Raw genomic sequence first — 12,511 nt, 5'->3', positions numbered from 1 at the left:
ACCTGTTACGTCTACTTTTGTCCAGTGCAAAATCTGTTATAGCTATCCCACAAAAACAGGAGTTTACCTTTGAATAAGGCTGGGTTTTCTGGAAAACCGCGAAACTCATCGAATGACCTTGGTGATGATATTCCAGTGGCTGTACGCGATACCCCTGTTGCAACGCCAAAAATGTGGTTGCAACCCCAAATTTTGATGATTGGGGGAGTGGCGGGATTTATCCTGCTGGCTTTAATTAGCGTTTTTTTGTTTTTCGTCACCGCCCCCAAAAAAACCGCCGATTCTCAACCTTTACCAGCTACTTCTGCTCCTCCAACTCCAGCACCATCTAATAATTCTAACGATACTGTGTTAGGGCATTTCCCCTACCCAGAAGCGCCTCAGTCAGAACTAGTAACCATCTCCGCAAATAGGGGCATTAGAATGCGAAAATCTGCTGCCCAAAAGTTTGAGGAGATGGTAGCCGCAGCGCACAGTGCCGGTGTAACTATAGTGCCAATTTCTGGCTTCCGCTCAGTTAAAGACCAAGAGCAGTTGTTTTTTGGTGTTAGTGCCCAACGAAATCAAACACCAGCAGAACGAGCCGCCCTCAGCGCTCCTCCTGGTCATAGCGAACATCACACAGGTTATGCTGTGGATGTTGGAGACGGAAGAGTACCAGCAACTAATCTCCAAACTAACTTTGACAATACCAAGGCTTATCAGTGGCTGCAAGCAAATGCAGCGCGTTTCAGCTTTGAAATGTCATTTCCTAAAAATAATGTTCAAGGCGTGAGTTATGAGCCTTGGCACTGGCGTTTTGTCGGCGATCGCGATAGCTTGGAAATGTTCTACAAAGCCAGAAATTTGAAACCCGCTAAGATATCGCCATAGGATTGGTCATTGGTCATTGGTCATTGGTCATTGGTCATTTGTATCAATAACTTACTTCGATTTTCCTACGGCAATTCAAGAGAACCACGATGGTTTTCGTAGGGGTGGGATAGGTTAATCCAAAATCCAAAATTGTTAGAGTTAGGAGACAGGAGTAGTATGGGCGATTTGCACTTCTGGGAATGCGATCGCCTCTCACCTTATCTTCTCACCTCTAACCCTGTACTTATATCAGCATTATTTTCTAAAAAGTCGTTATGTTCAAGAATTTTATAGAGATTAATATCTTTCTCTAGCAAGCAAGCGTGTCCGCAATGGGGCAGCACCACAATCTTGTTATTTGGTAAGATATTTCCTATCCGCTTGACTTCACTTACAGAAGGCAAAAGGCGATCGCTAGCACCGGCAATCAACAAAACTGGTTGAGTTAAACGACTTAACTGTTCTTCATCAACTTCAAACTCTCGCAGTAAAGACAACCGCCAAAGAACGGTTTCTACTGGTACAGAACGCATAGTTTTTAGCAGTTCATGGCGATCGCTCCGAGAAATGCGAGGCAAAGATGCCAGAAACGGCAACAACCCCAGTGCGCCAATATCATACAATCCTGATGGCACTAAGTAAGTTAGTTGAGATGCCCAACTCAACCAAGTCCGAAGATGAAAAGACGAAGCTGGATTAATTAAGATAATTCGCTTAAATAAATGCGGCGCTTGGATGGCTACTTTCATTGCCAAGCAACCACCAAAGGACTCACCACACAGGTAAACTGGTCTCTGAGAGCTTTTTTCTAATTCAGTGTCAATCAAGTCCAATACACTCTTAGTTAGGACATCCCAAGCGTTCAGGTCTTTACGGGGGAGCGCCAAAGAACGGACATCAAAACCAGTTTCTAATCCAGCAGTTTGCGATCGCAACAGTTGCCCTGTTCCATCCATTCCTGGCAAATATACCAATAGTGGATACTCTGGTTGTACTCGTTCAGGAGTCAGGAAACAGGGGTTTAGCTCAACTTCAGAGATACTCATTGGTCATTGGTCATTTGTCATTGGTCATTAGTCAATGGTATAAAACTTTTGGGCTGCTGATTGTTCCGACAATCCCAAATCCCAAATTGAATGGCTCTAATAGCAACCCTGACGCAGTAAATTGCTAATTTCACCATGACAGTGTTCTGTCAGTTCAGCCACAACAGTTCTAGCTTGTTTCCCGTGATATTTTTTTTGATGTTGGGGTGTAATCCAATAAGGGCGACCGATTAACACCGCAACCCGACGATAAATTACCAGAGGATGCCAGCCAGCTTGATTAAATAAAGGTTCTGAAGGGTCAAATACACTCAAAAACCTTAAGGGAAAACCATTGGTGTTTACCTCTTCTAAGGATGCGATCGCGATCGGCAAAATTGCTAAATCTTGCACATCAGCTCGCAATGCTAAATGGGCAAATCCCCGTTGAAACTCACCCATCTGCTTTGGTTGAGTAAATTTCACCATTGGTGCAGTCCCTTCTGGAAAGACTCCTACCATCTGCTTAGACTGCAATAGCAACTGCGACTGCGAAAAAAAGTTTTGTTGGCGGTTTTGAGTTTCCTCCAAAGGAAAACACCCCAATTGATCGGTGACAATCTCCCGCATTACTGGTACTTGTCCCATGTAGTGGTGGCAAGCAAAGCGAATCGGACTCGATAACGCTGCCATTAAAATCGGTGCATCCATGAAGCTGCGGTGATTGCTAACTACCAAAACGCTAGCATCCTGGGGAATACGATCCTCATAATAGCGAAACATTTGGGTTGAGAGTGCCGCCACCAAAGCGCGAGAAATCTCTAGGGGGCTATTTCGACTCATACCTAATCAATATATTTTTCCGGTAAATATGGGGGTTTGTCTTAACTTGATTTTTACATTTCTTTACTACTGCCATGACCGTCTTAAGATAGAAATATCTAATCCACAAAACCAGCTAGATTTTCTGCATCCTGGATTATGTATTCTCGATCACAATAATATCTAATAGAAACTATTCAAAAAAATTATGATTAGTTAGTTTCCATCTTTTAGTCAGAGATTCGCTTAATTGATTCATCTTACAAAACAATTCTTGACATAATAAATTTGCTACTATTAAGGTGTTCTTGGAAAAAATGGAAATATTATTGTATAATCGCGTGGCTTTGCCGATAAAAGTAAGATGTAAAACGTTTTAATAAGTTGATTTTTATTTTGTATGAATCTAGTGAATAAAACAGAGAAAACATTTGCATTGACAACACCGCTATATTATGTAAACGATGTTCCCCATATAGGCAGTGCTTATACGACGATCGCGGCAGATGTAATAGCGCGATTTTATAGGCTACTAGGGCATGAGGTATTACTAATTACAGGTACAGATGAACACGGGCAAAAAATTCAGCGATCGGCAGAAAGTTTAGGCAAAGCACCACAAGAGTTTTGCGATGAAATTGTCCCTAGCTTTGTGAGTTTGTGGCAGTTACTAGACATTCAATACGATCGCTTTAGTCGAACTACTGCGCCTCGTCATGAAGCGATCGTCAAAGAATTCTTTGAGCGAGTTTGGAAATCTGGTGATATCTACCAGGGACAACAACAAGGCTGGTACTGCGTATCCTGTGAAGAATTCAAAGAAGAACGGGATCTGCTAGAAGGACATCGTTGCCCGATTCATATTAACAAAGAAGTCGAGTGGCGAGACGAGCAAAACTATTTTTTTCGCTTATCCAAATATCAAACTAAGCTGACAGAATTTTATCAATCTAAACCAGATTTTATTCAACCAGAAAGTCGGCGAAATGAAGTCCTCAGCTTTGTCAATCAAGGGCTGCAAGACTTTTCTATTTCACGGGTGAATCTAGATTGGGGTTTTCCTGTACCAGTCGATCCCAAACACACCCTTTATGTCTGGTTTGACGCGCTGCTAGGTTATGTCACAGCATTACTCGAACCAGATGCAGAACCGACTTTAGCAAATGCTTTAGAAACTTGGTGGCCAATCAACCTACACCTAATTGGTAAAGATATTTTGCGCTTCCATGCAGTTTATTGGCCGGCAATGTTGTTGTCGGCTGGCTTACCTTTGCCAGACCGAGTATTTGGGCATGGCTTTTTGACTAAAGATGGTCAAAAGATGGGCAAAAGTCTGGGTAACACCCTCGATCCTGTTGCGTTAGTTCAGCGCTATGGTAGTGATGCCGTTCGTTATTACTTCCTTAAGGAAATCGAATTTGGCAAGGATGGAGATTTTAATGAAGTAAGGTTCATTAATGTTCTGAATGCAGATTTGGCAAATGATTTAGGTAATTTGCTCAATCGCACCTTGAGCATGGTGAAAAAATACTGCGTTGACAATAACGTCCCATCAATCGGCAATGAAGGAATTCCTGACGAAAATCCTTTGAAAACAATTGGTTTACGTCTAGGGGAACAGGTGAAACAAGCATACCAGGAGCTAGCTTTCAGTCAAGCCTGCGGGGCTATCCTTTCACTGGCGCAAGCCAGCAATAAGTTTATTGATGAACAAGCTCCTTGGTCATTATATAAACAGGGACAGCAGGAGTCGGTGGAAAAGGTTCTCTACGCAGTTCTAGAATCAGTTAGACTAGCAGCTTATCTGCTTTCCCCAATTATTCCGAACATCAGTAGCGATATTTATCAGCAACTGGGCTTTGGAATAAACTTTAACGATCAAATACAAAGTTCACTAACCGCTCCTTTTACCATCCATGCTACATGGGGAATACTATCTAGTAAACAACCTTTGGGTAGACACCAACCGGTTTTTCAGCGAATAGAATCCCCGAAAAACGATTAGTCCTTATCAAACTCTGATTTTGTTCAATCTCTTATTCTCTCAAAAAATTTATCGGGGCTTAATTTATATTAACCCCGGAACATTATCATAAGCCGCTGTGACTAGCATCTAAAAGTTCGTAATTTGTATCAAAAATAACAGGGATAAAAATCGAGGTATCACAATGATGTTGAATAATTTTGAAACCGATTCAATATTTACGCCAGAACAAGTTTTGGAGAATCGGGGCAGGGTGGCCATATTTATTGATGGCTCAAATCTATTTTACGCTGCATTGCAACTAGGGATTGAGATCGATTACACGAAGCTATTGTGTCGGTTAACCGGAGGTTCTAGACTCCTGCGGTCTTTTTTCTACACTGGTGTAGACCGGACAAACGAGAAGCAACAGGGATTCCTGCTGTGGATGCGTCGCAATGGCTATCGAGTCATTGCTAAGGATTTAGTCCAGCTACCAGACGGCTCTAAAAAAGCTAACCTGGATGTAGAAATAGCTGTAGACATGATGGCGCTAGTAGATTCTTATGATACCGCAGTTTTAGTTAGCGGTGATGGGGATTTGGCTTATGCGGTCAATTCAGTTAGCTATCGGGGCGTGCGGGTAGAGGTGGTAAGTTTGCGTTCGATGACCAGCGACAGCTTAATTAATGTAAGCGATCGCTACATCGATTTAGAAGCCATCAAAGAAGACATTCAAAAAACCCCTCGCCAAAGCTATCCATACCGCCCGTTATCTGGTATCGGTTTTTTGGAAGACCCAAGAACTAGTGATGGACACCTAGAAATCCAAGAATAATGACGTATCAATTTCATAAAAGAGGGAGACAGGGGGAGAGAAAAATTCAAAATTACTTCCCCACTCCCTCCTTCCTTTTTTTACCTTTGATTTTTTTATTGATATTTGGTTTAGTAAGTTGTGGGGGGAAAGCCCCTCCAGCTTCTCAAGAAAATCCTGCGGCTTCATCAAACCAAGATAGCAATTTGACATTCTTTGATGTCACCCTAGAACAAGCAGATGAAGTGGGACGACCGATTTGGAAAGTCAGGGCTAAAACCGCAAAATACACCAAAGAAAAACAAATTGGTCAAGCTGAAAGTCCTTATGGTGAACTATATCAAGATGGTAAAGTAGTTTACCAAATCAAGGCAGATGTTGCAGATATTGAACAAGATGGAAAGCAGTTGTTTCTTAAAGGTAAGATATTTGCCACAGACCCTACTAATGGTGTTGTATTGCAAGGCAATGAATTAGAATGGCGACCCAAAGAAGATTTGCTGATTGTCCGCAAGCAGATTAATGGGACTCACAAACAACTACAAGCTGTAGCGCAAGAAGCACGAGTTAAAACCCGCGAACAGCGGATGGAATTTTCTGGAGGAGTAGTAGCAAATTCTGCCGATCCCCAATTACAAGTAAGAACCGAGCATTTAATCTGGAATATTAAACAAGAAAAACTGATTGGCGATCGCCCCATCCAAATTGACCGCTACAAAAATGGTAAGATTAGCGATCGCGGTAAGGGAAATTCTGCCGAAGTCAACTTAAAAACAAAAATTGCCACTATTCAACAGAATGCTCAATTAGATTTGTTAGACCCACCGGTGCAAATAGCTAGTAACTCTATGACCTGGAACATGAACGCAGAAACTGTTATTACAAATACCCCTGTGCGGATGTTTCAGCGTGTCGAAAATCTTACCGTAACCGCCAATAAAGGTGAAATGAGAATACCGCAAAAAACGGTTTATTTAACAGGTAACGTCAATGCCATTGGTCAGCGTCGCCAGTCTTTGAGGTCTAATACATTAACTTGGTATTTAGACAATAAGTTAGTTGAGGCTCAAGGAAATGTGGTTTATCGACAAGTTGACCCACCGTTAAATTTTACGGGTGAAACAGCCGTTGGGAATCTGCAAACAGAAAATATTGTTGTCAAAGGTGGTAGTTCTAGCGGTAGGGTAGTAACAGAAATTATTCCCCAAGAAAAAGTCAATCGTCAGTAGATGAACTACCCCAACCTATATCACTCCATCAGTTGGCAAGTATGGGCGTAAACTAATTAACGATTAACCATTACCCTCTAGGCTAGGATCTTACTAATACGAGTCTTTTGATAACCCATGAATGGATCAAACCGATTAGGCAAGGAATCCTTGCCAACATCCCAGCAAGCAGAACATTCCCAGCATGATGACACAGACCACGACCATATAGATCGGACTCATGGGACTGGAGAGGTGGCTCATCCTCATGTCCATAGCGAAGAGTCTTTACGGCGAATTGTCAATCGATTATCGCGTATAGAAGGACATGTTCGTGGCATTAAGGCAATGGTGCAGCAAAATAGTCCTTGTCCTGATGTTTTACTACAAATTGCCGCAGTCCGGGGTGCATTGGATAGGGTAGCACGAATTGTTTTGGATGAACATTTAACTGAGTGTATTGGTCGAGCCGCACAAGAGGGTAATATTGACGTTGAAATTAAACAGTTAAAAGCAGCTTTAGATCGGTTTTTACCTTAGAAATTAGAAAAATAAAAAATTAACCGGTATGACAATACATTTTGTAGAGATGCAATATTTGGTGTATTGACTCAGGCAAGGGTTCTTTATGCCAAAATTAACACAAGTATTTCATAGTCATAACTGAGGTTCTGGGAGTTCCAAAGCAGTTGTCAGGGGGTAAATATACCCTCGAAAGTATATTAGGACGTGGATATTTTGGCATTTGGATTTTATACATATTTTCCAAAAATGACTTTAAAAAAGTATCAATTAAACTATTATTTAAATGTAAATACTAATAAACCTCTAATTGTTTTTTTTCATGGCTTCATGGGAAATATTAATGAATTTGATGAAGCTATAAAATTTTTAGCAGAAGATTTTTCTTATCTTATCCTTGACTTACCAGGACATGGTAAAACCGAAGTTTTAAAAGGTGATGAATACTATAAAATGGAACCTATTGCTCAAGCAATAGTCAATTTATTAGATGAATTAAAAATAAATAAATGCCACTTAATTGGTTATTCGATGGGCGGTAGGTTAGCTTTATACCTAACTCTAAATTTCCCAGAACGTTTTATTAAAGTTGTATTAGAATCAGCTTCTCCAGGTTTAGCAACAGGAGCAGAACGATTAGAACGAGTTAGGCGTGATGCTCAAATAGCTAGAAAAATTAGCAGAAGTCTTATTCAAACTGATTTTGCTGCTTTTCTGTCAAATTGGTACAATCAACCAATTTTTGGTTATATAAAAAATCATCCAGAATACGATTGCATGATAGAAAGTCGCTTACAGAATAACCCGCAGGAATTAGAGAAATCATTGCGCTTCATGGGGACTGGATGCCAACCTTCTTTATGGGAAAAGCTACGAGATAATAAAATTCATATACTCTTACTAGCTGGTGAATATGATGAAAAATTTATATATATTAATACAGAAATGGCTAAAATATGTGAATTTGCACAGGTAAGAATAATTAGAAATGCTGGACATAATATTCATTTTGAGAATACCTTGGCATTTGTAGAAAATATCAAAAGATTTTTGTTCGCAGCAAGTTAAAAATTAGTATAACCTCACTGCTTATTTATTGGCTTGCTGGAAGGAGTTGGAGATGGTGTTAATTTCGGGGCTGTTCGTTGATTCGCTGCGGTTAATTCCTCTTTCAACATTTTCTGATAAACTTTAGGCAAAGAGCTACTAACAGAATTAGTTTCTAGACCATATCCTAGACTTGTCCAAGTCGGAGAGAGTCGCCGCAAAACATCATTTAACTTTCCCTGACGCAACAGTTGAGAAAGATCGGTTCCCCAAACTTTAGAATCACTTAACCAACGGTAAACTACTATATCTTGATCCTCTGCTTCAAAACTATAAGCAGTCCAAAACATCATCTGCATTGGCTTTGGGTGATAACGCGGAGCTAAACGATACCAAGTAATGTTGATAATTTGATACCTACCAGCAGCTGTAGAACAATTACCTGTGTTGGGGCCTGTGACAATTGTGACGCATATCTCAGGATGTCGGCTCAGGTCGTTAACTTGCTGTCCACCATACAATAGCGAATAGGGACGGTTCCCACTGGCTTCACTTGCGGAGATGGTTCGCATTAAAGCACGGATATAGGGGTCGCCCTGTTTCATCACCAAAGGCGGCTGTTTATCTGCAAAGATGGGATCGGAAGGCGATCGCAAGTCTCCAATATACCATTGCAACAAATACACAAAGCCAAGAAGCGCAGCTATTGGCCCAATAAGTTTTTCAACACCTTTGAATTCAAAGCCTTTCAGAGTCCGACTCCTTCAAATTCGCTCTCTTTGCTAACAAAAATCATCGACGAACTTATTCCAGTAAAGTTCATACCTGATTGTTAGTTACATGGTATCCGTTATTCCTGAGTGCTGTAAACCAGAACTATATCAACTCATGCCCTATAAGTATGGAGCAGAAGATGCAATGATAAGACAAATAGGTGAAGAAAAAGTTGAACTTGAAAAAGAAATATATAAAATGTTGTTTAGGATTTGATGATTCTATAACGATTACATTACGTGGATTATATGTCTGAACTCACAGATGAACTCGATTATATTTGGGGTTGGTTACAATCAACGAGTCTCGAATTTGTTGATTGCTACAATCAGGGCTTAACTCGTCAACAAGTTGATGAGATTGTCAAAGTTATGCCATTCAAATTATCTGATGAATTTTATGAACTTTATCAATGGCGAAATGGAATAGCTGACCTTGGTTTTAACAATTATTATCCACTGGTTGAATTCTTATTTCCAGATCAATTATTTAGTAATTCGCCCACTTTATTCTGTACTTTACAAGACTCGATCTCAAATTATCATGATTTATGGCAACTTGAGCAATCGATTATGATAAATAAGCCGTATGATAGTTATAAAGAATGGGATCAAAAATGGTTTCCTATTGCCTCATTCGAGAATAAAAGAATTCTATATATAGTTGGCGATCTCGATCCATCTCCAATTTATCTTGTCGATTATATTTTTCTTGATAATCCATTAAGAGTTTATAAAAGTCTCATAAGTATGATATCTGTAATTGCAGAATGTTGTGAGTTGGGTTTATATCAAATTATTCCAGATGAATACGGTGAAGAAGAAGATATGATAATACGGATAGATGAAGACAAACTTGAACTTGAAAAAGAGATATATCGAAAATATAACTCATAGTTAAAGATCATCTGAAGAAGCGAAAATTTTCTTCTTAATTGGGATAAGGATCTCCTATATTAGGGTGCATCTCAGTTTTTATTTTCCAATGAAAGAATAAATGTCATTGTGAACGCAAGTGCGTCTCGTAGAGAGGAGGAACGACGTTCGCAAGAGCGTGTCGCAGACAAGCAATCGCATGGACTCGCACTTAGTTGGAGATTTTGCGATTGCTTCGTAACGCTTCGCAATGACATGCAAAAAAGTGGGATGCTCCCATCGCTTTGTCTATCATAAATGAGTGTTGGGTTAAAGCGCCGTATGAGCAATGCGCCTTAACCCTATATTTTAGATGTAGGATGGAGCGATCGCTTCAGAAAGTGAAATCAAGGGCGTTCAATTTAGATGAAGCAAGCTACTCGACAAAGTGCGACACCGATAGCGAGTCCGCGAGCGTCATAGCCCGTCGTAGACATCATTTTGGGAAATAGAATCCTCTAGGATATCAGCATTGTTGAAATAGCTCCTTAAAGCTTTTTGAGGCTGCTTCAGGTTTAGCAACAATTTCGACAATTTTATTGCGTGCATCTGCTTCAAACAGCGCCTCAGCAGCAACTTGGGCAACTTTTTGCCTGGGGATGCTACCGTCAAACAGTGTATCAGCGCTCTGCATCACGATCGCGTCGAGGTTATCTTCATTCTTCAACCCACCAGGTCGCACAATCGTATAAGTCAGACCACTTTTCTGGATATACTCTTCAGCTTGCTTTTTCCACACCAAAATCAGCCAAAACAAGTTCAGTGGATGGAATAACTGCGAAGTACACAAAGAAGAAACAAAAACAAGATGCTCAATTCCCTTTGCTTTGGCAGCATCTACTAAATTTTTAGTCCCTTCAAAATCTACTTTATAAGGGCCAGTGGGGTCAAAACTAGGTTTTGCACCAGTCGCAACCAACAAAACTGTGCTGTCTCCCAACGCAGTATTTAAACTTTCTGGTTGTAATACATCGCCTACAACCAACTCGGCTTCAGGAGACAGAATACCCCTAGCTTTATCTATATCCCGCACCAAAGCCCGAACGGGAATATTCCGCGCTATCAACTCTTGCACAATTCGGCGACCTGTTTCACCCGTTGCCCCTGCTACAAATGCTTTCATAAGAAATGCTATCCTGGGAAACTATTGTGTGCTTGTTAAGTTCTTTATTTTAGTAATTCTATGGAGTTGATGGCAGATTAATGAGGTTTTGGTCAAAATGGGATATTGATGCAAAATGACCCAGGCACGTGGGGAACTATTAATATAGACGAACGCCAAAATATACAGTAATGCATTTATGCTTTCAAGACAAGGCGAATATAAATCCTGGGAAATAACAGAAGCAGTTTTACCTGTAGCGTCCAGCCAAGAAGAGGCTAAGGATACATTAACAGACGTAAATGTAGCGACGCTCACAAAATTTTACGGTCGTTATCAAGATTTTATGGAAATGCCTGCCTCGGCAGAGAAGGTTGCTGAGTATCTTAATGCTCACGCTTCATGGTTTTCTCGTTGCGCTCAACCCATGAAAGTGCAATTACTTGGGGAAAATGGCTATGCTTTAGTAATTGGTCGTTTTGGTGCTTTCGGTTATGAAGTAGAACCGAAAATTGGTTTGGAATTATTGCCCCCAGAGGAGGGTATTTACCGCATCCGTACAATCCCCATTCCTGATTACCAAGCGCCTGGTTATGACGTAGATTATAAGGCATCTCTACAGCTAATAGAAAACAATGCTTGCAGTAGCGCCGAGGTTACGAGAGTTGAATGGGAGTTAGATTTAGTAGTTGATTTGCACTTTCCCCGGTTTATTCAGCGATTACCCAAATCTATAATTCAATCTACAGGCGATCGCTTACTTAACCAAATTGTCCGCCAAGTCTCCCGCCGCTTAACTCGCAAAGTTCAGCAAGATTTTCAGAAATCTTTGGAAAAATCTCTTCTTGTTAATTCTAAACAAAAGCAGTGATTTAACAGTCCTTTGTCATTGCTCATACACTAATGACAAAGGACAAAGGACTAATGACAAAGGACAAATGACTACGCTTTAGTAAGAAGTCTTTGGACAATTTGCACTCCAGTAACAGCTTGCCAAGCAAAAAGTCCCAAAAGCGTGAAATTTAGCAAAATATGAGTTGCACGTGCCCAATTTGCCCCTTTCTGCATATAAGGCGACAAAGCAGCAGAAAATGCAATCAGACCTGCCATGCCCAGTCCTGCCAGCAGGTGAGGCCCCACAAATAACTTTTGATTATTGATGTAGGTGACAGCCATACCACCAATCGCACCTGCTACGGTCAAACCTAAGAGTATAGACCCGATTTGGTAATGTCTGAGGTTATATCTACCTTTAATCAGTTCTTTCTTTTCTTCCCCCTGAGCATTTCTGGTACGCTGTACTTTCAGCCCCAAGTAGGCAGCATAAATTGAGAGTGCTAATAGTGCCCACATCAGCACCGGATGGAAGAAGTTTAGCCAATATTTCACCGACGCAGAAAGTTCCAGACTCATAGTGTTCTCGCCTAATTATTAAATCTTCATAAAAATTAGCATAACTCTA

General features: G+C 40.6%; 13 protein-coding genes. 8 read left to right on the top strand and 5 right to left on the bottom strand.

Annotated features, from left to right (window positions below; all coding sequences use genetic code 11):
* Positions 1-69: 69 nt before the first annotated feature.
* The gene (locus CDG79_RS08295) at positions 70-873 is read left to right on the top strand and encodes a M15 family metallopeptidase (RefSeq protein ID WP_094341717.1); all 804 of its coding nucleotides are present in this window, start codon (positions 70-72) and stop codon (positions 871-873) included.
* Positions 874-1,073: 200 nt separating this feature from the next.
* On the opposite strand, the gene CDG79_RS08290 is transcribed toward CDG79_RS08295, so the two are convergent.
* Together CDG79_RS08290 and CDG79_RS08285 are read right to left on the bottom strand one after the other, a co-directional pair.
* Positions 1,074-1,901 (bottom strand): alpha/beta fold hydrolase, encoded by an 828-nt coding sequence (locus CDG79_RS08290; RefSeq protein ID WP_094341716.1) that lies wholly within the window; start codon positions 1,899-1,901, stop codon positions 1,074-1,076.
* 96 nt (positions 1,902-1,997) lie between these two features.
* The gene (locus tag CDG79_RS08285) at positions 1,998-2,723 is read right to left on the bottom strand and encodes a lysophospholipid acyltransferase family protein (protein WP_094341715.1); all 726 of its coding nucleotides are present in this window, start codon (positions 2,721-2,723) and stop codon (positions 1,998-2,000) included.
* A gap of 379 nt (positions 2,724-3,102) precedes the next feature.
* Between CDG79_RS08285 and metG the strand changes: the two genes are divergently transcribed.
* The 5 genes from metG (at position 3,103) to menH (ending at position 8,280) form a co-directional block, all read left to right on the top strand.
* Entirely contained in the window at positions 3,103-4,707 is a 1,605-nt protein-coding gene (gene metG / locus CDG79_RS08280; RefSeq protein ID WP_094341714.1) for a methionine--tRNA ligase, read from the top strand.
* 166 nt (positions 4,708-4,873) lie between these two features.
* Entirely contained in the window at positions 4,874-5,503 is a 630-nt protein-coding gene (locus CDG79_RS08275; RefSeq protein WP_041565095.1) for a LabA-like NYN domain-containing protein, read from the top strand.
* Entirely contained in the window at positions 5,503-6,711 is a 1,209-nt protein-coding gene (gene lptC / locus CDG79_RS08270; RefSeq protein ID WP_189524924.1) for an LPS export ABC transporter periplasmic protein LptC, read from the top strand. The genes CDG79_RS08275 and lptC overlap by 1 nt, the downstream gene beginning before the upstream one ends.
* A 117-nt stretch (positions 6,712-6,828) precedes the next feature.
* The gene (locus CDG79_RS08265) at positions 6,829-7,230 is read left to right on the top strand and encodes a metal-sensing transcriptional repressor (protein WP_094329730.1); all 402 of its coding nucleotides are present in this window, start codon (positions 6,829-6,831) and stop codon (positions 7,228-7,230) included.
* 231 nt (positions 7,231-7,461) lie between these two features.
* Positions 7,462-8,280, top strand: a complete 819-nt coding sequence (menH, locus tag CDG79_RS08260; RefSeq protein ID WP_094341739.1) for a 2-succinyl-6-hydroxy-2,4-cyclohexadiene-1-carboxylate synthase — start codon at positions 7,462-7,464, stop codon at positions 8,278-8,280.
* 14 nt (positions 8,281-8,294) lie between these two features.
* On the opposite strand, the gene CDG79_RS08255 is transcribed toward menH, so the two are convergent.
* Positions 8,295-8,945, bottom strand: coding sequence for a glycoside hydrolase family 24 protein (locus CDG79_RS08255; protein WP_223278054.1), 651 nt, complete (start codon positions 8,943-8,945; stop codon positions 8,295-8,297).
* A 336-nt stretch (positions 8,946-9,281) separates the two neighbouring features.
* Here CDG79_RS08255 and CDG79_RS08250 point away from each other — a divergent pair, with 336 nt between their 5' ends.
* A complete protein-coding gene (locus CDG79_RS08250) occupies positions 9,282-9,929 on the top strand; it encodes an SMI1/KNR4 family protein (RefSeq protein ID WP_143855445.1) in 648 nt (215 codons plus the stop codon).
* Positions 9,930-10,413: 484 nt separating this feature from the next.
* Here the strand turns inward: CDG79_RS08250 and CDG79_RS08245 are convergent, their stop codons facing one another.
* A complete protein-coding gene (locus CDG79_RS08245; protein ID WP_094341711.1) occupies positions 10,414-11,070 on the bottom strand; it encodes an NAD(P)H-binding protein in 657 nt (218 codons plus the stop codon).
* Positions 11,071-11,248: 178 nt separating this feature from the next.
* Here CDG79_RS08245 and CDG79_RS08240 point away from each other — a divergent pair, with 178 nt between their 5' ends.
* Positions 11,249-11,920, top strand: a complete 672-nt coding sequence (locus CDG79_RS08240; protein ID WP_094341710.1) for a DUF1997 domain-containing protein — start codon at positions 11,249-11,251, stop codon at positions 11,918-11,920.
* A gap of 71 nt (positions 11,921-11,991) precedes the next feature.
* Here CDG79_RS08240 and CDG79_RS08235 read toward each other — a convergent pair whose 3' ends face one another.
* A complete protein-coding gene (locus tag CDG79_RS08235) occupies positions 11,992-12,462 on the bottom strand; it encodes a DUF4079 domain-containing protein (RefSeq protein WP_094341709.1) in 471 nt (156 codons plus the stop codon).
* Between the last annotated feature and the right edge of the window lie 49 nt (positions 12,463-12,511).

It is taken from the genome of Nostoc sp. 'Peltigera membranacea cyanobiont' 232 (genome assembly GCF_002245985.1).
Classification (GTDB): Bacteria; Cyanobacteriota; Cyanobacteriia; order Cyanobacteriales; family Nostocaceae; genus Nostoc.
The sequence above is the reverse complement of the archived record's forward strand: the minus strand, read 5'-3'. Positions and strand labels throughout refer to the sequence as shown.